Origin of the sequence: Phycicoccus sp. Root563 (assembly GCF_001427915.1) — a bacterium.
GTDB lineage: Bacteria > Actinomycetota > Actinomycetes > Actinomycetales > Dermatophilaceae > Pedococcus.
Genome location: NZ_LMGM01000002.1, coordinates 53,948 through 76,677 on the forward strand (window position 1 = coordinate 53,948; position 22,730 = coordinate 76,677).

Here is a 22,730-nt window from a genome sequence, read left to right on the forward strand (position 1 = left end):
CACAGCAGGCGGGGGCCGCTCAGGCCTCGGTGGTGCCCTCGTTCCACGCCTTGTCCTCGGCGTCCCAGTCCTCGGTGTTCTTCCGTGCGCTCTCGAGGGCCGACGCAGCAGCCTCCTGGGAGTCGTAGGGCCCCATCAGCTGGGCGCCCTGACTCTTGTCGTCGTCGCTCTCGACCTGGTGGGTATCGACGTTGAACCAGTAAGCCATGGGGGGTGCCCTCCAACTCGACGGATCTGTGGACCTCTCTAGACTCCACCGTATGCCGACGACCTACGCAAGCGTGGCCCCGGGCGAGGTGTCGCCGCGTCGCGCCGTCCCCGCGACCATCGAGCGACCGGAGTACGTCGACCGGCCGGCCCCGAAGCGCGAAGAGGGCGGCGACGTCAAGGACGCCGAGACCATCGAGAAGATGCGCGTCGCCGGCCGGATCGCCGCCCAGGCCATGGCCGCCGCTGCAGCCGTCATCGCCCCCGGTGTGACGACCGACGAGGTCGACCGGGTCGGGCACGAGTTCCTCATGGACCACGGGGCGTACCCGTCGACACTGGGTTACAAGGGGTTCCCGAAGTCGCTGTGCACCTCGGTCAACGAGGTCATCTGCCACGGCATCCCTGACAGCCGCCCCCTCGAGGACGGCGACATCGTCAACATCGACATCACGGCGTTCATCGGCGGCGTTCACGGCGACACCGATGCCACCTACCTGTGCGGCGACGTCGACGAGGAGTCGCGCCAGCTGGTCGAGCGCACCCACGAGGCGATGATGCGGGGCATCAAGGCCGCGGTCCCCGGGCGTGAGATCAACATCATCGGCCGCGTGATCCAGAGCTACGCCAAGCGCTTCGGCTACGGCGTGGTCCGCGACTTCACCGGGCACGGGATCGGCACCGCGTTCCACGGCGGACTGATCATCCCCCACTACGACGCTGCGCCCTCGTACGCGACGATCATCGAGCCCGGCATGACCTTCACGATCGAGCCGATGCTCAACCTCGGCACCCCGGACTGGGACATGTGGGACGACGGCTGGACGGTCGTCACCAAGGACCGCCGGCGTTCGGCGCAGTTCGAGCACACCATCCTCATCACCGAGAACGGCAACGAGATCCTGACGCTGCCGTAACGCACCACCCACCCGCCGCACGGCGCGGCGACCGCAAGGAGGCGGCACACCATGTCCAAGCACGCCACGCAGGGACTCCCGCTCGGGATCGACGTCGGGGGCAGCGGCATCAAGGGCGCGCCCGTCGACCTGTCCTCCGGGTCGTTCGCCTCGAAACGGATGCGGATCGACACCCCGGCCACCTCCACCCCGGAGGCCGTCGCCGAGGTGATCGACCAGATCGTCGACCACTTCGAGGACGTCCGCGGCGACTCCCCCATCGGTGTCACCATCCCCGGCGTCGTCACGCACGGTGTGGTGCGCTCAGCGGCCAACATCGACAAGTCGTGGCTCGACTTCGACGCGGAGCCGATGCTGGAGAAGAAGCTCGGCCACGACATCGTCCTGGTCAACGACGCAGATGCCGCCGGGGTGGCGGAGCTGCACTACGGCGCCGCCAAGGGGCAGAAGGGTCTCGTCGTGATGACGACGCTCGGCACCGGCATCGGCTCGGCCCTGATCTTCGACGGCCGTCTCATCCCGAACTCCGAGCTCGGCCACCTCGAGATCGACGGGTTCGACGCCGAGTCGCGAGCGGCCTCCTCGATCAAGGACAAGGAGGGCCTGAGCTACCCCGAGTGGGCCGAGCGGCTCCAGCGCTACTACAGCCACGTCGAGGCACTGCTGTGGCCGGACCTCTTCGTCGTCGGTGGCGGGGTCTCGAAGGACGCCGCCCAGTTCCTGCCCCTGCTCGAGCTCAAGACCCCGATCGTGGCAGCGACCCTCCAGAACAAGGCCGGCATCATCGGGGCGGCGCACCTCGCCCAGGAGGAGCACGACCGGCGCAAGAAGTAGTCCCCCCGGGGCCGGGTCACGGCGTGCAGTAGCGCAGCACGTGCCCGGCCCCACCGGGCGCCACCAGCTCGAGGTCCCGACGGACCACGCGCACCGACGGCGAGGTCCTGCACGCCGCGGCGAACCCACGGTCCGTGTACTCCACGTCGAGGACCCGGGTGCCGTACACCCGGGTGAACGCACCACATTCCTCGTACCGGCCGCAGTCCTCGGTCACCGCGAAGTCGAACGCCGGTCGCCCGGGTGCGTCGAGCAGCTCGACGGTGTTCTTCTGGGCGACCGCGAGCCCGCGGGCGTGCGCGGCCGCGACCAGGAGCCTCGCGTATGCCGCCGCGTCGGCCTGCGTGAGCCGCCCACCGGACCGGGTCCACGAGTCGAGGTTGTCGAGCTCCACGGCCTCGAAACCCTGGCCGACGCAGGTGTCCAGCTGGGCGGAGACGACCGTCGCGGCCGCCTGCCGGAGCGCTGGACGGCCGATGTCGATCAGCAGCTCGCCCGGCCAGCCGGGGTCCGTGACCGGAGCACCGGACGCATGGCGCAGGACGAGGGCTGCGCGGTCCCTCAGCCATGCGTCCCGGTCCTGCGGCTGGGTCTGGAAGGCGTTGACGTAGCAGACGCCGTAGCGATCCGACGGACTCGGCGACTCGCGGTCCCGCACCACGACGGTGACACCCCCAGCAGGTGGGTAGGGCTCGTCCAGCTGGTAGTCGAACGCCCCGGTCGTGGGGGGCAGGTGGACCGCGGCCGCCGGCCGCGAGGTGGTGGTGCTTCCCGAAGGTCGCACCGAGGTCGTCGCGGTCGCCGCGGGAGTCCCGCTCCGACCGGACGACTCGCCGGTCGCCGGCGCCGTCGAGCAGGCACCGACCACCGTGACGGTGGCCAGCACGACCACCGCCCTCACAGCGCGGACGGGGCGAGGCACGTCAGCGCATCGAGACGAGGTCCTGGAGCAGGTCCGCCTGGCGCCTGCGGAACAGGTCGGCACCCACGCGCACCGCGACGACTAAGGCCGCGGCCCCCAGCACCGGTCCGAGGACCAGCACCAGCCAGGCCGCCCAGGCATGCCCGAACAGGGCCACCGCGAACAGCACCAGCGCCGGCAGCGACAACGCCATGACGGCGCCCCCGCACACGGTCTGCACCGCGAAGGTCACGCCGACCGAACCCGGGCGGCTGCTGAACGGGCTCTCACCCGGCGAGGGCACGGCATACTGCTTGACCGCGCTGGTGACCGACGCGACGGCGAACCCGTTGAGCACCACCGCCACGCCGGTGCCCAGCGCCGCCGGGAAGTACGCCCACGAGCCGCCCAGGAGGGCCCCCAGGAGGGCGTAGCCGGGCACGCAGACGAGGGCCAGCACCCCCGAGGGGAACAGCCGTCCCACCCGGTCCGCCACCCCGTCCACCCCCGAGGCCACGTGCAGCCAGAAGGCCGTGGAGTCGTAGCCGACGTCGTTGTGCTGCCCCCAGCCGATGAGGTAGGCGGCCACGAGGGGCATGACCGCGAGCAGGCCGTCCGACCCGTCACCAGCCAGTCCGGGGAACAGCAGCCCGGCCGGGAGCAGGACCGTCATGATGGCCGGGAAGTTGAAGCGCGGGTCGCGGATCCAGTAGGTGCCGGCCCGGGCCGCGATCGCGCCCATCGGTGTGCCGGGGAGCGCCGCGAACAGGCCCAGGCCCCGGCGGGCGCCACCACCCTCCCCGGTCGACCCCCTCGGGTTGCGCAGGACCGACACGAGCAGGCGTTCCCAGACGAGGAACAGCACCAGCGCCGTGGCCGCTGCGAGGAGAAGACGCAGGCCGGCCTGGCCCCAGTGACCGAGCAGCACGTCGCCCGACGCCGCCCACGCCCACCCGAGCGGCGTCCACGCGAGGACGTCGGCCAGGCCGACGAGGCGCTCACGGGTGACACCCCCGTCGTTGATGAAGCCCAGGAGCGGTCCCACGGCGAGGAAGAACAACAGTCCCCCGACACCGGCGACGTCGCGGCCCCGCCGCGAGGCCAGCACCGCGGCGGCGGCGCCGGAGACGACCCGGCTGGCGATGAGGCAGGCCGCGAGGCCCAGCACTCCTCCCACGAGTGCCACGAGGGCCGCGAGCGGGCTGCGCGTGGAGGCGAACACCATGCCGAGGACGATCAGCACGGTCCCGATCCCCGGCAGCCCGACGAGGGCACTGAGGAGCAGCCCCACGGCGAGCGTCCGTTCCCGGACCGCGAACGTCGCGAACCGTGTCGGGTCCAGGGTCGGGTCGATGCCGAAGAGGACGACGGGCAGCAGCGCCCAGCCGGCGACCAGGCCTGCTCCACCCACGGTGAGGACGGTGCGGGTCAGCTCCGCGTCCCCCTGGAATCGCAGTGTTGCCATCAGCACCAGGATCCCGATGACGATGCCGCCGCCGTAGAGCATGCCCAGCACCATCCCGACCAGGGCTGCCACGCTGCGCCGGAACCCGTTGCGCAGCAGGTCGAGCTTCAGTCGGAGGAGGTGCGCAACCATGCGAGCCCCTCCACGTCGGTCTGTCCCCCGACGAGGTCGAGGAACCGGTCGTCGAGGCTCATCCCGGCCCGGACGTCGTCGACGGTGCCGTGGGCGCGCACCTGTCCGGCGGCGATGATCGCCACGTGGGTGCAGATCCGCTCGACGAGGTCCATGACATGGCTGGAGAGGACGACCGTGCCACCGTTGGCGGCGAAGTCCTCCAGGATGCCGCGGATGGTCCGCGCCGAGACGGGATCGACCGCCTCGAACGGTTCGTCGAGGACGAGCAAGCGCGGGGCGTGGATCAGGGCACAGGCCAGCGTGACCTTCTTGGTCATGCCGGCCGAGTAGTCGATGACGAGCTTCTCCGCGGCGTCGGTGAGCCCGAGGGCCGCCAGCAGCTCGTCGGTCCGCTGCCTGACGAGCTCCCGGTCCATGCCCCGCAGCAGGCCTGCGTAGGTGACGAGCTGACGACCGGTCAGCCGGTCGAACAACCGCAGGCCGTCGGGCAGCACCCCGATCCGGGCCTTGGCCGCGACCGGGTCGCTCCACACGTCGGCGCCGAGGACGTGGGCCGTGCCCTGGTCGGGGCGCAGCAGGCCGGTGGCCATCGAGAGCGTGGTCGTCTTGCCGGCACCGTTGGGACCGACGAGGCCGAAGAACGAGCCCCGCGGGACGTCAAGGTCCAAGTGGTCGACGGCGACCATGTCGCCGAAGCGCTTGGTCAGGCCCCGCAGGCCCAGGGCGATCTGGTCGTCCGGCATGGCCACGACGCTAGCGCTGACGCGCCACCAGCATGGCCTTCTTCGGGACGTCAGACCGAACGGTGTAGCGCCGCGGCTTCGTGTCGTCCTGCTCGGCGTAGCCCATCTTCTCCAGGCGCATGAGGACGACCGGGCACTGCTTGCAGCGCGGCTTGTCCTTGCAGCACTTCTTCTTGGCCTTCGCGGTCGTGGTCGCCTTGGCCTTGGGGTCCTTGGGCACGTCACGAGCGTAGGTGAGGCTTACCTAACCGCCAAATCCAGTCCGGCCACCGGTCAGGAGTGGAACTCCCGGCTCGCGCCGCCCGACAGGTCGTGGATCTGCGTGTCCGGGGACCCGAGGTTGGCCGCCTGCGTGAGGTAGAGCGTGCGCCCGACCTCGCTGAGGAGGGCGTCGTGGACCGGGATGGCGTGGGGGGCAGCGAGCCTGCGCAGGAACCCGGTCATGTCGCGGCTGCGCGCCCACGGTGCGCTGAGGGGGAAGGCGAGGACGTCGACCTTCCCGGGCTCGGCGTCGAGGGCGTCGCCCGGATGGAAGAACGTCGGCTCCCCCGGTGCCGTCACGCGCATCCCCGTGTTGTGGATCCGTGGGATGTCGTCGTGGATGAGGGCGTGCATCTCGCCCACCCCGGTCACCGTGACCGCACCCACGGAGACCTCGGCGCCGGCCGGCAGGGGTTCAGCGTCGATTCCCTTGTCCTCGAGCTGCTTCGCGGTCTCGGGGTCCGTGACGAGCCGGGCACCGGAGTTCGCCGACAGCAGTCCCGGCAGTCGCTGCACGTCCAGGTGGTCGGGGTGCTGGTGGGTGACGAGCACGGCGTCGAGGTCGCGCTGGCCCATGGCGTCCGGGGAGAAGGTCCCCGGGTCGATCAGGATGCGTGCGTCCGCGAGCTCGACGAGGAGGCAGGCGTGGCCGAGGTGGGTGATCCGCATGGATCCACCGTAGGGCGCGTCGCCGGACGCGGCACCCCCTCCCCCGTTCGGTCGATGGACACGAACCCGTTACGGGGAGGTACCGCTGGGGCAGGTGGGAAAGACTGGTGCTCCCCCACCCTGGACCGCACCCAGGGGCCCACCATGAACGAAGGACGCCGTATGACGCACCGGCTGGCTGCACGCCTCACGCCCCTGTCCCGGGAGCGCGGCGCGACCGCGGTCGAGTACGGCCTGATGGTGGCGCTGATCGCCATCGTCATCATCGCTGCCGTCGTCCTGCTGGGCAACAACCTCTCGGGACTGTTCCGCAAGGCCGCCACCAGCGTCTGACCCACCGCGGCAGCCCAGCGGTCCCGAGGTCGTTCAGCGAGCCGTCAACGACGCCCGCAGGTGGACCGCGACCCGTTCGAGGATCTCCCGCGCCCGCCGAGGGTCGCCGTCGAGGAAGTAGTGGTCGGCCCCTGCGACGACGAGGTGCTCGACGGGCACGCCCGCGTCCGCGAGCCGCGCGGCATACGCGTCGCCCTCGTGGCGCAGGACGTCGTGCTGCGCCGTCACGACGAGGGCCGGGGCGAGGCCGTCGAGCCGCTCGGCGCGCAAGGGTGAGGCGTAGGCCTCCCCGCGGCGGGAGCCGTCGCGGAAGTACGTCGCGCGGACGAGCTCGAGCAGCTCCGTCCCGATCATGGCTCGAGGTGCTCGTGCCACCTTGGTGCCGACGGGCTCGGCCACGTCGAGCGACGGCACCCCGAGGACCTGGAGGGCCGGCCGGACAGACCTGTCGTCACGGGCCAGCAGGCACGCCGCCGCCGCGAGGTTGCCCCCCGCGCTGAGGCCGCTGACCGCCACGGCCGTGCCGCGGGGCACCAGCGTCTGGGCGGGCGACGCGGCCCAGGCCAGGACGTCGTGAGCCTCCTCGTGCGCCACCGGGTAACGGTGCCGCGGGGCGACGTCGTAGTCGACGTTGAGCACGACCACCCCCGCACGGGCTGCCATGTAGCGAGCCCAGAAGTCGTCCATCGCCGGGTACCGCATGACGAACGCACCACCGTGCAGGTGCACGAGCACCCCGGTGGGTTCACCGTGCGGCCGGTACACCTCGCAGCGCACCGAACCGTGGCGCGTCGCGACGCGAACCTCCGTCGGTGCTGCGAGGTCGCCGCCCTCGAACTGGAGGGCGTCGCCGTACGTCACGGTGCGCGATGCTCCGCGACCCATGGTCCAGGCGGTCAGGTCGGCGCGGAGTCCCATGAGGGTGCTTCGACGCTGCCCCCGAATCGGCTTGCCCTTGAACGCCGTTCGGGTGCGTCGTGGGGCCTCGGCCGGCGCCTGGTGCGGATGCACCGGCAGGTATGGCGCGTGGGGACTGCTCGCAGCGCCCCACCTCAGGTGAGTGACGACGGTCGGCCACCGCTTGGTTGAGACCGGGCTGGACGAACGGACGAGACGACCGTCAAGGCTTGGCCAAGTCGACCAGCCCGGCGCGGCCCAGTGCCCACGATGGAGGAGTCGCGGAGCCCCCGATCCGCGAGTCGTGGTGGTTCCCCTGACCCCCCGACCACCTGGAAGCAACGGAGATCACCCATGTCTGTCGAGACCAGCACCTCAGCCCGCCGGACCGTCCTGAAGACGCTTGGCGTCGCCGCCGTCGTCGCCACCGGAGCTGCCGTCACCGGCGCCGCTCCTGCCGGCGCAGCCACCGCGCAGGACGACATCCTCCTTGACTCGTTCACCGGCACCGACGACGAGAAGCTCACCCAGGCGCTGGCCGTCGCGAAGGTCTCGTGCCCGCGCCGGGCCATCCGCCTCGCCGGCCGCGCCCACACCTTCACGCAGACGCGAACGACGTTCTCCGGCCTGCGGATCCTCGGCCCGAACGTCGGCTGGCAGAACCCCGAGATCTCGGGCACGGGTGGCGCGCTCCCCCAGTGCACCGTCACGCTCAACTGCGGCAACGCCGGCAACTCCTGGCTCGTCGGGACGAGCACGACGTACAACGTCACCATCGCCGGCATCACCTTCAAGTCGGGCAACGGGGTCACGCAGTTCTACCACCACCCCTACAGTGCCGGGACGTGCTACGCCGCCACCTTCGACACCCTGTCGTTCTACGGGTTCAAGCACGTNNNNCAAGGGCTCCTGGACCTGCGTCGCGGTGCAGGACACGCAGTTCTCCCTGCGCGGCTCCGACAACTTCCTGTGGGTCGCCGGTGACATGAACTACGGCTGGGCCGGCGCCAACGGCGGCAAGTACCTCATCCGCTTCAGCAACCTGGCCAAGACGTCCGTCCGCCACATGTACCTCACCGCCCGCGGCGGCTCCCGCGCGATCCTCGTCGAGGGACCCGCGTCGCAGCAGGGTGGGCTCGACATCTCCGACTGCGTCGTGGAGGGACAGAACCTCAACGACCCGGCCATGGGTGCCCTCATCGTCGTCAAGGGCGGCGGCGTCTCCTTCACCAACACCAAGCTCAACTTCGGCATGGCCCGCCCCACCGACTTCACCGACCAGAAGGACACCGCGCTGATCATGGTGAAGGGCGGCACCGCGCTCATCACCAACACCTGGACCTGCCGCGCGAGCGCCACGTCCGAGTCCGTCCCGGTGATCGCCGTCTCCGGTGGCGCCGCCTACGTCTCCCGCGTCATGGGCATGGGTGGCGCGTGGGCCGGCAAGCCGAAGGTCGTCCGCACCTCCGGCACCCTCGTCGCCGACGAGACCGTGACCGTCGCCTGACCGATCCCCCGTCCCTCAGCCCCCCACCCGCAGCGCCCCCACCCTCGTCGAGGGTGGGGGGCGCTGTGGGGTCAGCTCCGGCGGCCCAGTCGGGTCCAGGTCTCGACGACCGTGTCGGGGTTGAGCGACATGGTGTCGATGCCCTGCTCGAGCAGCCACTCGGCCAGATCGGGGTGGTCGCTGGGCCCCTGGCCGCAGATGCCGACGTACTTGCCCCGCGCCTTGCAGGCGGTGATGGCTGCGGAGAGCATGAACTTCACGGCCGGGTCGCGCTCGTCGAAGCCCGCAGCCACGAGGCTCGAGTCGCGGTCCAGACCGAGCGTCAGCTGGGTCATGTCGTTGGAGCCGATGGAGAAGCCGTCGAAGTGGTCGAGGAACTGGTCGGCGATGACCGCGTTGGACGGCAGCTCACACATCATGATCACGGACAGGTCGTTCTCGCCGCGGCGAAGACCGTTCTCCCCCAACAGCTTGATGACGCCCTCTGCCTCGGTGACGGTGCGGACGAACGGGATCATCACCTTGACGTTGGTCAGGCCCATGTCGTCGCGGACGAACCGCAGCGCCTCGCACTCCATGGCGAAGCACTCCCGGAACTCCTCGGAGAGGTACCGGGACGCCCCGCGGTAGCCGATCATCGGGTTCTCCTCGTGCGGCTCGTAGAGCTCGCCACCGACGAGGTTCGCGTACTCGTTGGACTTGAAGTCCGACATCCTGACGATGACCGGCTTGGGCGCGAACGCCGCTGCGATCGTGGCCACGCCCTCGGCGACCCGCTGGACGAAGTACTCCCTCGGCGAGGCGTAGGGGGCGACGGCCGCGTCCACGTGCTCGCGCACTGTGCCGGTCAGCTGCTCGTGGTCGAGCAACGCCTTGGGGTGGATGCCGATCTGGCGATTGATGATGAACTCCAGGCGTGCCAGCCCGACGCCCTCGTTCGGCAGGCGGGAGAACGCGAACGCCTGGTCGGGGGTGCCGACGTTCATCATGATTCCGACGGGGATGTCAGGCATCGCCTGCATGTCCGTCTCCTCGACGGCGAAGTCGAGCAGCCCGTCGTAGACGTACCCGGTGTCGCCCTCGGCGCACGAGACGGTCACTTCGCGCCCATCCGGGAGCTCCTGCGTCGCGTTGCCTGCACCCACCACGGCGGGTATGCCGAGCTCGCGGGCGATGATGGCGGCGTGGCAGGTGCGGCCACCACGGTTGGTCACGATCGCGCTGGCCCGCTTCATGATCGGCTCCCAGTCGGGGTCGGTCATGTCCGCGACGAGGACCTCGCCCGGGTGGAAGTCGCGCATCTGGTCGGCCGACTTCAGCACCCGGACCGGGCCGGCGCCGACCTTCTGCCCGATGGCCCGACCCTCCACCAGCAGCGGCCCCTTCTCGTTGATCCGGTAGCGCGAGATCGTGGTCGCCGACTGACGTGACTTCACCGTCTCCGGCCGCGCCTGGAGGATGTAGAGCTGGTCGTCGGTGCCGTCCTTGCCCCACTCGATGTCCATGGGACGGCCGTAGTGGTCCTCGATGACCAGCGCGTGCCGCGCCAGCTCCTCGACCTCGGCGTCGGTGAGGCTCAGCAACGGCTGGTCGGCCGGGTCGACGTCGACGAACTCCGTCGTCCTGCCCACGGCCGCGTCGGACGTGTAGACCATCTTGGTCGCCTTGCCGCCCACCCCACGCTTGAGGATGGCCGGGCGCCCGGCGCGCAGGCCCGGCTTGTAGACGTAGAACTCGTCGGGGTTCACCGCGCCCTGCACGACCGCCTCACCGAGCCCGTAGGACGAGGTGATGAAGACGGCGTCGTCGAAGCCGGACTCGGTGTCCATCGTGAACATCACGCCCGAGGCGCCGACGTCCGAGCGGACCATGCGCTGCACCCCGGCCGAGAGTGCGACCTCCTCGTGCTCGAACCCGTGGTGGACGCGATAGGCGATGGCGCGGTCGTTGTACAGCGACGCATACACCTCCTTGACGGCCTGGAGGACCGCGTCGATGCCACGGATGTTGAGGAAGGTCTCCTGCTGTCCCGCGAACGACGCGTCGGGGAGGTCCTCCGCGGTGGCGCTCGACCGCACCGCGAACGAGGCCGCGTCGTTGTCGGCCACCAGCTGGTCGTACGCGGCCCGGATGTCGGCCTCCACGTCGTCCGGCAGGGGCTGCCGGACGATGGCCTCGCGGACCTGCCGGCCGACGTCGGCCAGGGCGATGACGTCCTCGCTGTCGAGCCCGGCCATCAGCTCGACGATGGTCTGCGACAACCCCTCGTGGGCGATGAACCGGCGGTAGGCGTCGGCCGTCGTCGCGAACCCGTCCGGGACACGCACTCCCGCCGACGCCAGGTTGCTGACCATCTCCCCGAGCGAGGCGTTCTTGCCGCCGACCTGGTCGATGTCCTTCATGCCGATGGTGGAGAACCACAGGACGTTGGTCATGGGCGACTTCCTTCGTGGGAGGGGCGCGAACCCAGGGTTTGCAGGATGAGGGTGGACATCTCCTCGACCGACTTCGTCGTGGAGTTGATGACGGGTATGCCGTTGGCCTTGTAGAGCGCGTCGGCCCGGCGCAGCTCCTTGGAGCACTGCTCCAGGGACGCGTAGGGCGAGTTCGGGCGGCGCTGCTGGCGGACCTCGCTCAGCCGCGCCGGGGTGGCGATGAGGCCGAAGCACCGGTCCCCCAGCTGGGCGAGCGGGCGGGGCAGCTGCGTGCTCTCCAGGTCCTCGTCGAGCAGGGGGTAGTTGGCGACGAAGACGCCGTGCTGGAGAGCGAGGTACATGGTGGTCGGCGTCTTCCCGCACCGCGAGGGCGCCACGAGGATGACCTCGGCCCGGTCGAGCGCGCGCAGGCTCTGCCCGTCGTCGTGCTCGATCGCGAACTCGATCGCCTGCATCCGCGAGTTGTACCGCTTGATGTCGCCGACGCCGTGCAGTCGTGCGGCGACCCGCGCCCCGGACTTGCCGAGGATCGCCTCGACCTTCTCCATGTGCATCTCGAAGAAGTCGATGATGGGGCACCTGGAGGTGTGCAGGATCTCGCGGACCTCGTCGGTCGCGGCCGTGGTGAACGCCAGCGGTGTCACCGGCCCGTCCATCGCCGCATCCAGGATCGCCACGACCTTGCGGGCCTCGTCGGCGGTGGCGATGAAGGGGATGAGGCGGCGTTCGAAGACGAGGTCCGGGAACTGGATGAGGAGTGCATTGCCCATCGTCTCCGCGCTGATGCCGGTGCTGTCGGACAGGAAGAAGACCGGGACTGCCACGTCCTGCATACCTCCTCCTCTCTGAGTCGGCCGTGTTCGCGTCGGACCCATCATGGCGAAGACCTCCGGCGCGGACACCCCCGGGCCGGTGACGAGGGTTGGGGAGAGCCATCGACGCGGCGAGGCGGGCGGACCGCGCAGCTGCCGTGAAGGTGGTCGAGCAGCGCCTCCGAGCTCAGACGAGGCGCAGGTTGGGCGACTCCGACTCCGGTGGAGGGTCCAGCTCCAGCAGGTCGGGCGCAGGTGCCTCCACCGTCTCGTGGGCCAGCTCGCGAAACAGCTTCAGGAGGGCTTGTTCGCTCAGGTCACCGTCACCCATGAGGAGGCCCCTGACGATGCCGGAGTCCCGGGCGGTCCGCAGCAGGGAATGCAGGTCCTGGTTGACCTCCTTGGTGTTGGCAAGGTCGAGCGCCAGCTCGACCTGGATCGCCATGAGCTCCGCCGTCATGGCCGCGAGCTGGAGCAGGCGTTGCGGCGCTGTCGTGGCCACCACGAGGTGCCCGACCGCTCTGCAGTCGGGTACTGCGATGTCGAGGAGCACCTCTGTGGAGAGTCTTGTGGGGCGTGACTGCTCTTGCTGCTCCTGGTCGGCGCTGACCACCAGTGGGTCGGCCCGGCCGGCGCGGGTGACCATCAGCTCGACGTGGCTGGCACCGGGCACGGCCTCCAGCACCATGGCCGGGGCAGCACGGACGATGTCGTCGAAGGACCTGCCGATCAGCCCGGTCGCCGCCTCGGCGACCGCCTCCAGTGCGCGACACGTGGTCGCCACGTCGCTGAGGATGGTGCTCACGTCGACCCACCGTCGCAGACCGGGCAACACTCGATCTCCCGAGCGCCCAGCTGCGTCGTGTCGCAGCGCCACATGGAAGAACCCCGTCCCGACGTGCCTGTGACTTTCCTGTCACCGCCGGGTCCGGGGCGGCGCCACCGAAGTGGGTCACGGACAAACGTCGCAGGGTGCCCAATTGCTGTCAAGGGATCGCACCGCCCCCGGATCAGCCTCGCAAGGCCCCCATCGCGTCGAGCAGCAGGTCGAGACCGACGTCGAACTCGTCGGCGAAGTCGTAGCCGGCCTCGACGACCTCGGTGATGAGGGCGTCGAGATGGGGATACGGACTCGGCCCCTCATGGTCGCGCACCACGTCGACGACGGGGGTGGGATCGGTGGGCAGGGCCAGCTCCTGCAGGACGAACCCGTAGACGTAGGCATCGAGGAAGGCCAGGACCTGCGCCGACCCTCGGCCAGAGAAGCCGCGAGCACGCAGGTAGCCGATGACGTGGTCCTGGTGTCCCAGCGTGATCGGCCCCGGCGCAGTCCGGGACTCGACCAGCCCGATGGCCCAGGGGTGCCGGCGCAGGACCAGGCGCTCCGACACCGACCTCGCGCGCAGGCCGACTCGCCAGTCCTCACCCTCGGGCAGGGCCATCTCACTGAAGACCCGGTCGACGAGGGCATCGAGGAGCGCTTCCTTGTTCGCGAAGTGGTGGTAGACGGCCATGCCCTCCACACCGAGCCGTCGCCCGAGCGCCCGCATGGACAGTGCCGCCAAACCACCGTCGTCGGCGAGAGCCGTCGCTTCCTCGAGGATGCCCTGAACCGTCAGGGCGCCGCGCTGTAGGGGTTGCCCCTGACTCATCCCTGACTCCTGTTGCACCTGGGCATCGACCTTTACGAAGTAAAGTATCGTGCTTTACGCTGTAAGAGTCTCGTCGGGAGGTCATCTTGTGACTGCACTGTCTTGTGCCACGTCGGCGTCGACCGGCGCCCCCGATCGCACCGTCCGCTCGCAGAGCGCGGCGTGGAACCGGTGGGTCGCCCGGTGGTTGAAGGTCGCACCGCCGGCCGCGGTCGGCTGGGGCCGTGTCATGAATGCCCGCACGCCGGTGCGCCATCACCTCGTGCTGTGGGCGGCGGCCCTCCTCACCCCGGCCGTCTTCCTCGTCCCGGTCGGCTTCGTCGCCCGCCGCGGTTACACCGGCGAGTCCGACCTCGTCGTGGCTTCAGAATCTGGCTTCATCGGTGCCGACCTGTCGAGGCCCGTGACCGACTCGCCGTCCTTGGCCGAGCTGACCGCCGTCTGGCGGGAGTTCCACCTCGTCAAGGCACTCATCGCCGGCCTGCTCGTCCTGGCCCTCATGGGCCTGGCCTCGGCGGTGCGCCGTCGGATGGAGGCCGCAGGACGTGGTCGTCGCCGGCTCCTGCTCGTGGCCTACGGCGCAGTGGTGGTCTGGCTCCTCGGCGCGCTCACAGTTCTGCTCGCGAACGTGCAGGGCGCCGCAGCCCCGTTCGCGTCAGTCGCCTCGCTCCTGCCACCCGGGCACGCGTCCGGTGAGCTGTCCGGGGTCCTGGGTGAGCTGCGGCGCGCGGTGGAGGTCGGGGCCCCCTCCCCCGCTGGAGGGATCGCCAGTGAGCTGCTCGGCGACTTCACCCTCTACCACGCGGTGTTCGCGGTGCTGGGTGCTGTCACCGGCGTTGCGCTCGTCTCCTTGGCCGTTCGCGCGGTCTGGCGACGGTGGCGGCTCCGCGGATCGGCGCGCTCCGCGGACCCGACGTGGCTTGTGCAGACCACCGTGTACGGCGCTGCGGGAGGCATCTTCCTCGTGCTGTCCCTGGCGAACGCGAGCACGTGGGTGCACCCCGTTCCCGCCCTCCTGGCCTCCCTCGGGGGCAGCTGACCGCCCGCCTGACCACGGGCCTCCCGCGAAGTCGTCGCCCCTGGTGGAGCCAACTGGCCCATCACCCCATACCCCTGAACGAAGGAGCACGACCATGGAAGGACTACAAGCCACCACCGCCCCGACCCAAGGCCCGATCGCTCGAGGCCGGTTCGTCGGCGCGGCCGCGATGGCGGTGGCCGTACTGGTGATCGTGGAGAACGTCGTGCTGGCAGCAACAGGCGCACCGTCCTTCGCCTCCCCGATGAACGAGGTCCTGGACTACTACGCGGCCAACCGCGCGGCGGTCGCGATCGCGTCAGGTGTCGTGGCCGTGTACCTGCCGCTGCTGCTCCTTTTCCTGACCGGGCTGGAGGGTCTTGTGGGTCGGCGCGGTGCGAAGGGCGCCGAGTGGGCGCGGCTCGCCGTCGCCGCCGGCGCGACGCTGTCGGGCGTCTTCGTCCTGGTCAACGTCCTGCAGGTCGGGCTCGCCCTCTCGGCTGGCGGCCAGTCGGAGCCGACTCCCCTACTCGAGCTCGTATGGCGCGTTCATGCGGCCGCGTTCGCTCTGGGGCTGCCGATGCTCGGTGCCACCCTTGCCGGCACAGCCCTCGCCACCCACGCAAGCGGGTTGACGCCGGCGTGGCAGCGCATGCTCGGCCTCGTGGGCGGCGGGCTGCTGCTCGCCGCAGGCATCGGGAACCTCGCCGTCGCCGACGGCTCAGCGCTGATCTTCGTGGGTCTGCTCGGCCTCGCGTCATGGCTCGTCTGGCTCATCGCGACCGGAGTGCGACTCGTCAGGTCATGACTGGGGTGGGTCCGTTACCGAGGTCGGGACGCAGGAGTCGGTCCGGCTGAGGGACGCGGCCTCGAAGTGGCGCTCACAACGCGGCACCAGATCACGCGAGCATGTCGACCGATTGGGCCTCACCGCCGCGCGTCATCGCGCGGTACGACGCGAAAGACGATCACCAATCGCAGGGGATCGTCGAGATGGTCGCTGTGCACCCGGCCCATTGAGGTCGAGGGCACGCCCGCGCCCTGATGCAGTTCGCACTCCAGCGGCTCCGTGGTGAGGGACTGGCGCTCATCAACGTGGGCACCGGTGGCGACCCCGGACACGCGCCGGCGCAGGCACTTCATGAAGGATTGGGATTCACCGGTGTTCCGTTGGTGAACTCCACATGGCGAACGGTTAGAGCAACGGCAGCCACGGTTGGTCCCGCTCAACACCCAGCGTCTGGCGGGACCGACCTGGCCTTTCACCAACCGCGCCTGGCAGCAGTGGTAGCGACATCCGCTCATGCGGCTGCCCAAACGGTGGGCAACGCATCCGTCATCATGATCCACATGTCCTTGACACCTGCGCCGGACCACGAGTTGCATGCCCGTCATCGGTTGGCCGACGCCGTCGTCGAGTGCCTGACGGCGGCTGGACTACCCGCTGCTTTGGAGACCCCGAATGGGCCACGGATCACGGGCGCCGGGGTCGAAGTCGACCAGTTCGATGACGAGGAAGGAGGAGGTGTGTTCGTTCATTGGTCTGGAAGCCCGGAACTCGCTGAAGACTCGAACACGGCCGTCATGGCGCATGACTATGAGAGCCCCGCCATCCAGCTCAATGGCGCGATTGCGGGTGTCATGGCCGACGCGCTGCTATCCATCCTCAACGCCAGTGGGCTCCGTGCCGAGATCTCAGAGGATGAGTACCGGCCCTACTCACTCAAGGTTCTCCGCGGGCGGGACTGACATCCGCTCATGTCGCCGCGATCCGAGACTGTGAGCGAAGCCGGCTCAGTACGGCTTGACCCCGTCAGTCGGAGCTGTCAGCTCGGCGAACCTCGCGGGCGGCGTCCGCCCGAATCCGTGCCCGTGGTCACTCACTTGGCCACCCACTCCGTGGGTGATGGGCGGACCTTTCACACGTCGCAGCCTGCCGTACGCCCACAAACCGGACCCTCATGGGCGAAGATGCCGGTATGGCATCGCGTCCGGTCCTGACCCCGACTCGCTCCCTCATGTCCCGACACCTTCGAGCTGTCGTTGGGAGGGATGGCCAGGTGCACGCCTACTACGACGCTGCTGAGCGGAACGTGGTCGCGGTGATCAGCTCAAGTTCGACGCCGGCGCCAGGGCTCGACACGTACGCGACGGCCTCCCTGCATGCGTCGCCGAACATGCTCGACGAGCATGACATCCGGGTCGAACTCATGGTGGTCGCCGGAAGCGGGACGCCGCAAGCGGCCAACATCGTGGCGACCTCCGCACTCTGCGTCATGAAGGACGGCTGGCTGGCCGCGCCGGGGGTCGTCTTTCCCAACGCAGTTCGCGAGTATGTCGCTGACACGACCGTGCCCCACCTCATGTGGACTGAGCCATTCGACTTCGAGGGTCTCGGCAAGATGACGGTAGAAGGAATCGACCATGAAGTGCACGCACTGCAGGGCGTGCCGCTGTCGGACCGCGAACACGACTTCCTGGTGACCTATGGATTCGACGAGCTGACCAATCGCCTCGAGTCATCCAACGTCGCCCACTTCGACTTCCACCGCGACTCGGTCTGTTGACGAGTCCAGTGCCGATGTCCCCTGCGTCCGGATTGAGGATTGCGCGCCTGGTTTGGCCGTGTGAGCACGGGCTCCTGTTTCTGACGTCGCCTTCGGGCCCTGCGGACCACACGTCCATGGCGAAAAGCCTTGAGCCGGTTCATTCTGTTCGCGGATCACTGGCACTCGCCGTTCGGCACTACGTCGATGGCGACGTGACCGTCGACGTGTGGGAAGGGCCGGCTGACTCGTCGACCGATTTTGAGACCGTCTTCGACGGACCGATCGATCTCGATGGTGGCGACCTGATGCTCACCGACACCCTGAATCGTGTCCGATTGACGTTCCCGGTCGACGACTCCGTCCGGATCGTCGTGCGGGCACAGGGACTTCCGCATGTCGACCACGTCGTGGTTGAGATGCACACGGCCTGACCCTGCTCGGATGGACCCCACGTATCCAGGCGACTCAGCGCCGCTAGACCAAACTCAAGGCCAGGCGTCATTACCCTCGGCGGCGCACACCACGGCAACAGCGACCCGAACCAGGTGAACCATGACCCCCAGCCCTTGGACGATCCGCCCACAGGTCGGCGTCGGCACGCTCTGCCTCGGAGACCCGATTGCCGACGCGCACCGCACCCTGACGGAGACCGCCGACTTCGAACACACCGTCCAGTCAGCACCGTACAGCGGGCACTTCTCCAACGGCATCACTGTCGCCCTCGACGCCGACAGCGCCGGCTTGCTGGAGTCCATCGAGATTTGGTATCCGATCGATCCCAACACCACGACGGTGACCCTCGAGGGAGTCAACGTGTTCGCCGCCGACGTCGATACGACCAGCGCGCGCCTGCGGGCCGTCGGCCTGGACCTGTCCCGCCACCACGACAGCTTGATCGACCGAGGCCGCAGCATCGGCCTCACCGTTGCCGACAAACGCATCGTGGCGGCCCTGGTCGGTGTCGCCGGCTACTACGACTTCCTCGACGACCTGCCCTGACGGCCGCTACCGCCAGCTAAGCCTCGGTCGAGGGCTCCTCACCCACATTCTGTTGCCGCCTACCTTCCTGCGGGTGAACGGCAAGGGTGGCAAGGTCGCTGCCTCCGTGGCCCTGGTGGCCAAGCGCGACCGGGGTCGCGGCACCTTCATCGACTCAGCCCTGAGTGAGACTGACACGTTCCACGCCGAGGTCCTTTGGCGACCTCAAGGCGTGGTCGGCCGCACCGCTGAAGCTGCGACAGGGCTCGCTACTGACGAGTGAAGGCGTAGAACCAACCCGGCCCGCAGTCTTGGCGCCGGCTGACTACCCGGCCAAGACGGCCCAACGGAGATCACCCCGCTCGACGCACGTACCTATACCCCCGCCCCCTGGATTTCAATGGCGCTGCCACCGATGCAAGGAACGCGGTCACTCCGCACACGGCGACGTGCGGAAGAACTTGACGCTCCGCATGCGTCTACGCGGGGACCGCGTCGCGCGAAACGGCACAATGGCGCTCATGACTCGAGCCGCTCAGCATCGCTATCGACTCACGACTCCTGGACGCACTGTGTCTCGGGTACGAACCGCTGACGCCTTCACTGGGTGGCTTCTTGAGCACAGCGAGGACGGGGACGAGAACTGGCGCGAGAATTTCCGGTGGAACAGCATCAGCGGCAGTCTCTGAACGCGTTTGGACCGGGATGCCAGCTGAGGCGCGGCCGTTCGCTCATGCCGCGAAGGGAGTGGACCTCCTGGTACGTCCGCCGGAATCAGGATCCCAATCGTGCGTGACGGGCTTTGCGTCCCGGCTTCCTAAGGATCCACAGGTGACCGCTGGTGCCACGAGCGGCCATCTGTTCGAATGCCCTAGGCGCAACGAACGTCCGCACATGCCGCGGACGGGACGTCCGACCTGCCGCAGTCAGAGCGGATGCCGACAAGCGAGCCATCCTTCGCCTTGTGCATGATGTCGAGATGGAGGTCATTCCAACGCCTACGCGGGTTGGCGTTGGTCGTTGGACCTCACGGGGGGACGTAGTCCTAGGGGCGCTGCACGCGTTCCAGGGCCTTGGCGTTTTCGCGTCGCAGGTATACGTCGTCCGCGTAGGCGAGCTCGACGATCTCGCGCGCCTGCTCCGGCCGCCCAGCGTGTAGTGCCGCAGCCGCCGCGAAGACTAGGTGACTCCCCCGTACATCGATGCTCCCGGGAATTCTCTCGGCCTTCATCCCTGCAAGCGTCGCGTCCGCCAGTGCCCCAGGCGTCCGCCTGGCGTTGAGCCAGGGCAGCACCGCTTGGCGAAGCATCCGTTCAACTGGTTCGAAGAGGTCGTCCGCAGCAACCTCAGAGTCGAAGCCCCACATCGACCCGACCACGTCGAACTCCCACCTCATCGCATCGGTGGGAAGCCCGTAACTCGGCTCTCCTGTCGTCGCGAAGCATCTCCCGTACCAAGTCTTCGAACTCAGGGAAGTAGAGGTCGACCCGCAGGACCAAGTGGTGGCGGCGGTGTAGATAGGTCGCGCGGAGAAAGGCGAAGAAGGTGAGCACCTGCTTCATACCGCCAACCTCGCGGCGGTGCTTGAACCCCGTGGAGGGTTTGAAACCCTCTGGTTGCAGCACGTCCTCCGAGACGCGCGCCATCAAAGGGACGAAGCATCGCGTTCACATCGCGCCTTGAGTCCACCTGTCCCCCTTCGTCTTTCGGTTCCCTGCCTGATCGTCATCTCGAGACGTGCACATCGGAATAACGCGGCACGGGCGTCCACACAATCGCACTCCCATGCCACTGTCCCAGCAAACAGATACTCCCTCATCAAGTGAGTTGGCTGCCAGTCGAAGACTCTGGATGGAAGGGTGAGGGCGATGCCGCTGAGGTATTGGTTCGATGACGTGCCACACGTCGAGTTCGAGAACAACGCGACCGCCACTGACGTGTGGGTGGCACTGTCGACTGAACTGCTTGCGGGCCATCTCGTTAACCGCGGTGTTGGCCTGCCGGATGAAGTCGCGGCCGTGTTTCCTCGGCGTGACGCCCTGCCTGACGTGATTGCTCATCCCGAGCCAGTTCTCCTGCGTGTTGCAGGTGCCCATGTCCTTGGGGGCACGGTGTCGTTAGGGCCGCTGAAGGGTTTCTACTGCGTCTACGGTGGACACTGGGTCGTGGGGATGGTGTCGTCACACGGCCCCCTCAATCTGTCGGAGGCCCCCGGCCCGACCGCCGATCGGTGGCCCGCACTGAACTGACTCTGTCCAGCCCCAAAGGCCCGGGTGGGCAGACAGTGGACTGGCGACGGGCCGTACAGAGCGCTTAAAGGCCGTATTTCGTACGCAGCCAAGCGTCCTTTGAGACCATTCGATCCATGGGTATCGGTATTGATGAGTTCCTCGAGAAGAGGGTTCGTGATGACGAGCGGCTTGGTCGGGAGGCTCTGGCGAAAATGCCGACTGAAGACTCTCGCCTGCTCGAGGCAAGCGATGGCCGCGTCAGCGCGACGGGGTGGCGGATTCTCAGAGATGCGGCGTTGAAGCGGGAGATGATCTTCAGCCACGACGATTACCTTGAGCTCCCTGCTGACGGACGCCCTCCCGTGGTGGAGTGCGTCACTTGCCGGGAGCTGTACCCCTGTCAGTCTCTGCGCATCGCCGTAGCCGTCTACGCAGACCATCCCACCTACAACCCGGCTTGGCGTCCATTCGAGCCGGACACCCGCGCTGACTAACGAGCCTCAGCACATGCCGCGAAGGGTGCGGACGGCCGCGCCGAGATGAGCAAGACTCTTGAACCGTGACGAGGACGCTTCGCCGCACGAAGTTCACACACGCGCAGAATGTCACTGAGGTTGCCTTCATGTCGTCATCCAGGCTTCTACGGTTCTGAGGGTGGCGAGAAGAGTGGATGTGGGTTCTCCCCTCAATGGAACCGAACGGTGTGTTCGCGGGTGTATGTGGTGTGAGCGACTCGACTCCTAGCAGCGCTGAAGCGGTGCGCGACCTCTATCAGGCGTGTTACCCGCGCCTCGTAGCCGTCGTTGCGCTGGCCGCTGACGGCCGCGCGGAAGCGGAGGAGTGCGTCCAAGAAGCGTTCATCCGTCTACTTCGCGAGTGGCCCAAGGTGTCCCAGTTCGACAACCCCGAGGCGTGGACTCGGCGAGTGGCGCTCGGTTGTTGTCGAACCGGCGACGCAAGACGCAAAACGGCGTGAAGGCGTTCCTGCGTCTCGGCCAGCCCGTCTCACACCCAGCACCCGCTGATGAGCCCGTGGACGTCCAGCGAGCGTTGGCAAGCCTGCCTGTCACCCAACGACAGGTCGTGGTCCTGCACTACCTGATCGGGTTGGGAGTAGCCGAAACCGCCGCCGAGCTGGGGATCGCCCCAGGCACCGTCAAGTCCCGGCTGAGCCGCGCCCGCGCCGCGCTCAGTCCACTGCTGCGCGAGGAGGTCCACCATGCCTGACCTGTCCGAACTCTTGGCCGCGGAAGCGCGCCGACAGGAGCCGACCAGCCAGCCCCCGTTCGAGGACCTGATTCGGGCACGCCGAAGGCGCGACCGTCGAGGGCGCATCGCCGCAGGCTCCCTCCTCGTGGCGGTCGTTGCCGGTGTGGCACTGGTTCCCACGTTCGTTGCTGCTCAGCGACGCCCGATCACAAGCGTCGTCGGGCCTGGGTCAGCGGCAACGGTCACAGGTGTCCTGCGCTCCAGCGGAGGCCCGGTGGGTACCGGGCAGTTCGAGCTGCGCGGCGAGATCGTGTTCAAGTCGGCCACCGGCCAGACCACCACCACCAAAACTGGGAGCGACGGCATGTTCACCATCGCCGTTAAGCCAGGGACCTACACGGTCACCGGCTCCAGTCCGCAGTACTCGGACGGGCAGGGCGCGTGCCAGACCGACGATCCGGTCACCGTCAGCTCCGCAGGTTTGACAGGTGTGACAGTGACCTGCCCTATGAGGACCCCGGCCAGCGGCGTGACGACGCCCAGCGCCCGGTCGCTCAGGGCTGTCCTCACCCTGCCGACCACCACGATCCGCACCGGCGAATCGGTGGCGGCGCAAATCACCGTGACCAACAACACCGGCGAAGACATTCATCTGGTGGGATGCGGGCCCATTTACACGGTGCTCCTCATCGGAGGCCCACACCAAGAGTCCCCGTTCTGGGCAGCCTGCGCTCAAAACATCACGATCCCCAAGGGTGATACGACTTACCCGGTCACGGTTGCCGCGACCTACAGCGAGTGTTCACCGCGCGGCGATCAGGGCATGGCCAAGTGCCTGCCGAAGGAGGGCTCCATGCCCGGCCTACCCCGAGGCCGCTACACAGCAACCACCTGGGGCGTGACAGACCAAGTGCCCGTCCCTGCTCCCATCACGGTGACCGTCAAGCCGTAGCGCACTGAGGTCGGCACGAGAAGGC

At 68.5% G+C, this 22,730-nt stretch carries 28 protein-coding genes; 15 read left to right on the forward strand and 13 right to left on the reverse strand.

The genetic code is table 11. The features are described from left to right. Positions 1 to 19: 19 nt before the first annotated feature. Complete coding sequence (locus ASD62_RS17585) at positions 20 to 208, reverse strand: hypothetical protein (RefSeq protein ID WP_056917534.1); 189 nt, start codon at positions 206 to 208, stop codon at positions 20 to 22. Positions 209 to 260: 52 nt separating this feature from the next. Here ASD62_RS17585 and map point away from each other — a divergent pair, with 52 nt between their 5' ends. Beyond that, positions 261 to 1,124, forward strand: coding sequence for a type I methionyl aminopeptidase (map, locus tag ASD62_RS17590; RefSeq protein WP_056917535.1), 864 nt, complete (start codon positions 261 to 263; stop codon positions 1,122 to 1,124). Positions 1,125 to 1,175: 51 nt separating this feature from the next. Next, positions 1,176 to 1,958 carry a polyphosphate--glucose phosphotransferase gene (gene ppgK / locus ASD62_RS17595; RefSeq protein ID WP_056917536.1) on the forward strand — a complete coding sequence of 261 codons (783 nt, stop codon included), beginning with the start codon at positions 1,176 to 1,178 and terminating at the stop codon, positions 1,956 to 1,958. A gap of 16 nt (positions 1,959 to 1,974) precedes the next feature. Here ppgK and ASD62_RS17600 read toward each other — a convergent pair whose 3' ends face one another. The 5 genes from ASD62_RS17600 to ASD62_RS17620 are packed head-to-tail and all read right to left on the reverse strand — an operon-like array spanning position 1,975 to position 6,132. After that, a complete protein-coding gene (locus ASD62_RS17600; protein ID WP_200956960.1) occupies positions 1,975 to 2,844 on the reverse strand; it encodes an endo alpha-1,4 polygalactosaminidase in 870 nt (289 codons plus the stop codon). A gap of 37 nt (positions 2,845 to 2,881) precedes the next feature. Then, on the reverse strand, positions 2,882 to 4,456 hold the full coding sequence (locus ASD62_RS17605) for a hypothetical protein (RefSeq protein WP_056917537.1): 1,575 nt from the start codon (positions 4,454 to 4,456) through the stop codon (positions 2,882 to 2,884). Further along, positions 4,432 to 5,202: an ABC transporter ATP-binding protein gene (locus ASD62_RS17610; RefSeq protein ID WP_056917538.1), complete on the reverse strand. Its 771-nt coding sequence runs from the start codon at positions 5,200 to 5,202 to the stop codon at positions 4,432 to 4,434. Before ASD62_RS17610 ends, ASD62_RS17605 begins: the two co-directional genes overlap by 25 nt. A 10-nt stretch (positions 5,203 to 5,212) precedes the next feature. Then, positions 5,213 to 5,422, reverse strand: a complete 210-nt coding sequence (locus ASD62_RS17615; protein WP_056917539.1) for a hypothetical protein — start codon at positions 5,420 to 5,422, stop codon at positions 5,213 to 5,215. A gap of 53 nt (positions 5,423 to 5,475) precedes the next feature. Beyond that, the gene (locus tag ASD62_RS17620; protein ID WP_056917540.1) at positions 5,476 to 6,132 is read right to left on the reverse strand and encodes an MBL fold metallo-hydrolase; all 657 of its coding nucleotides are present in this window, start codon (positions 6,130 to 6,132) and stop codon (positions 5,476 to 5,478) included. 144 nt (positions 6,133 to 6,276) lie between these two features. Between ASD62_RS17620 and ASD62_RS17625 the strand changes: the two genes are divergently transcribed. Continuing rightward, positions 6,277 to 6,465, forward strand: a complete 189-nt coding sequence (locus tag ASD62_RS17625; RefSeq protein ID WP_235530786.1) for a Flp family type IVb pilin — start codon at positions 6,277 to 6,279, stop codon at positions 6,463 to 6,465. A gap of 33 nt (positions 6,466 to 6,498) precedes the next feature. Here the strand turns inward: ASD62_RS17625 and ASD62_RS17630 are convergent, their stop codons facing one another. After that, positions 6,499 to 7,383, reverse strand: coding sequence for an alpha/beta hydrolase (locus ASD62_RS17630; protein WP_200956961.1), 885 nt, complete (start codon positions 7,381 to 7,383; stop codon positions 6,499 to 6,501). Positions 7,384 to 7,716: 333 nt separating this feature from the next. On the opposite strand from ASD62_RS17630, the gene ASD62_RS17635 reads away from it, so the two are divergent. Next, on the forward strand, positions 7,717 to 8,258 hold a 542-nt coding region (locus tag ASD62_RS17635; protein ID WP_235530787.1), incomplete at its 3' end, for a hypothetical protein. A gap of 682 nt (positions 8,259 to 8,940) precedes the next feature. On the opposite strand, the gene ppsA is transcribed toward ASD62_RS17635, so the two are convergent. The 4 genes from ppsA to ASD62_RS17660 all read right to left on the reverse strand — a co-directional run bounded on the left by ppsA (position 8,941) and on the right by ASD62_RS17660 (position 13,768). After that, positions 8,941 to 11,304, reverse strand: a complete 2,364-nt coding sequence (gene ppsA / locus ASD62_RS17645; protein ID WP_056917544.1) for a phosphoenolpyruvate synthase — start codon at positions 11,302 to 11,304, stop codon at positions 8,941 to 8,943. Then, positions 11,301 to 12,137 carry a pyruvate, water dikinase regulatory protein gene (locus ASD62_RS17650; RefSeq protein ID WP_157581624.1) on the reverse strand — a complete coding sequence of 279 codons (837 nt, stop codon included), beginning with the start codon at positions 12,135 to 12,137 and terminating at the stop codon, positions 11,301 to 11,303. Before ASD62_RS17650 ends, ppsA begins: the two co-directional genes overlap by 4 nt. Before the next feature lie 166 nt (positions 12,138 to 12,303). Beyond that, positions 12,304 to 12,921, reverse strand: a complete 618-nt coding sequence (locus tag ASD62_RS17655; RefSeq protein ID WP_157581625.1) for a hypothetical protein — start codon at positions 12,919 to 12,921, stop codon at positions 12,304 to 12,306. Positions 12,922 to 13,126: 205 nt separating this feature from the next. After that, complete coding sequence (locus ASD62_RS17660; protein WP_056917546.1) at positions 13,127 to 13,768, reverse strand: TetR/AcrR family transcriptional regulator; 642 nt, start codon at positions 13,766 to 13,768, stop codon at positions 13,127 to 13,129. 229 nt (positions 13,769 to 13,997) lie between these two features. On the opposite strand from ASD62_RS17660, the gene ASD62_RS17665 reads away from it, so the two are divergent. Then, positions 13,998 to 14,807, forward strand: a complete 810-nt coding sequence (locus ASD62_RS17665) for a hypothetical protein (RefSeq protein WP_056917547.1) — start codon at positions 13,998 to 14,000, stop codon at positions 14,805 to 14,807. Between the two features lie 94 nt (positions 14,808 to 14,901). Next, positions 14,902 to 15,594 carry a hypothetical protein gene (locus ASD62_RS17670; protein WP_056917548.1) on the forward strand — a complete coding sequence of 231 codons (693 nt, stop codon included), beginning with the start codon at positions 14,902 to 14,904 and terminating at the stop codon, positions 15,592 to 15,594. A 119-nt stretch (positions 15,595 to 15,713) separates the two neighbouring features. Here ASD62_RS17670 and ASD62_RS17675 read toward each other — a convergent pair whose 3' ends face one another. After that, entirely contained in the window at positions 15,714 to 15,929 is a 216-nt protein-coding gene (locus ASD62_RS17675; protein ID WP_056917549.1) for a hypothetical protein, read from the reverse strand. A gap of 198 nt (positions 15,930 to 16,127) precedes the next feature. On the opposite strand from ASD62_RS17675, the gene ASD62_RS17680 reads away from it, so the two are divergent. The 4 genes from ASD62_RS17680 (at position 16,128) to ASD62_RS17695 (ending at position 18,334) form a co-directional block, all read left to right on the forward strand. Then, a complete protein-coding gene (locus ASD62_RS17680) occupies positions 16,128 to 16,535 on the forward strand; it encodes a hypothetical protein (protein ID WP_056917550.1) in 408 nt (135 codons plus the stop codon). 311 nt (positions 16,536 to 16,846) lie between these two features. Next, a complete protein-coding gene (locus ASD62_RS17685) occupies positions 16,847 to 17,353 on the forward strand; it encodes a suppressor of fused domain protein (protein WP_056917551.1) in 507 nt (168 codons plus the stop codon). Between the two features lie 194 nt (positions 17,354 to 17,547). Beyond that, positions 17,548 to 17,766, forward strand: a complete 219-nt coding sequence (locus tag ASD62_RS17690) for a hypothetical protein (RefSeq protein WP_056917552.1) — start codon at positions 17,548 to 17,550, stop codon at positions 17,764 to 17,766. 121 nt (positions 17,767 to 17,887) lie between these two features. Next, positions 17,888 to 18,334 carry a hypothetical protein gene (locus ASD62_RS17695; protein ID WP_056917553.1) on the forward strand — a complete coding sequence of 149 codons (447 nt, stop codon included), beginning with the start codon at positions 17,888 to 17,890 and terminating at the stop codon, positions 18,332 to 18,334. A gap of 1,024 nt (positions 18,335 to 19,358) precedes the next feature. On the opposite strand, the gene ASD62_RS17700 is transcribed toward ASD62_RS17695, so the two are convergent. Beyond that, complete coding sequence (locus ASD62_RS17700) at positions 19,359 to 19,709, reverse strand: hypothetical protein (RefSeq protein WP_056917554.1); 351 nt, start codon at positions 19,707 to 19,709, stop codon at positions 19,359 to 19,361. A 463-nt stretch (positions 19,710 to 20,172) separates the two neighbouring features. Between ASD62_RS17700 and ASD62_RS20215 the strand changes: the two genes are divergently transcribed. The 5 genes from ASD62_RS20215 (at position 20,173) to ASD62_RS17715 (ending at position 22,705) form a co-directional block, all read left to right on the forward strand. Continuing rightward, positions 20,173 to 20,562: a hypothetical protein gene (locus ASD62_RS20215; protein WP_162254789.1), complete on the forward strand. Its 390-nt coding sequence runs from the start codon at positions 20,173 to 20,175 to the stop codon at positions 20,560 to 20,562. A gap of 116 nt (positions 20,563 to 20,678) precedes the next feature. Then, positions 20,679 to 21,038 (forward strand): DUF6221 family protein, encoded by a 360-nt coding sequence (locus ASD62_RS17705; protein ID WP_056917555.1) that lies wholly within the window; start codon positions 20,679 to 20,681, stop codon positions 21,036 to 21,038. A 194-nt stretch (positions 21,039 to 21,232) separates the two neighbouring features. After that, entirely contained in the window at positions 21,233 to 21,520 is a 288-nt protein-coding gene (locus tag ASD62_RS21050) for an RNA polymerase sigma factor (RefSeq protein ID WP_369818834.1), read from the forward strand. Beyond that, complete coding sequence (locus ASD62_RS19920) at positions 21,517 to 21,771, forward strand: RNA polymerase sigma factor (RefSeq protein WP_162254791.1); 255 nt, start codon at positions 21,517 to 21,519, stop codon at positions 21,769 to 21,771. Before ASD62_RS21050 ends, ASD62_RS19920 begins: the two co-directional genes overlap by 4 nt. Further along, positions 21,764 to 22,705, forward strand: coding sequence for a hypothetical protein (locus ASD62_RS17715; RefSeq protein WP_157581627.1), 942 nt, complete (start codon positions 21,764 to 21,766; stop codon positions 22,703 to 22,705). Before ASD62_RS19920 ends, ASD62_RS17715 begins: the two co-directional genes overlap by 8 nt. The last annotated feature ends 25 nt before the right edge of the window (positions 22,706 to 22,730 follow it).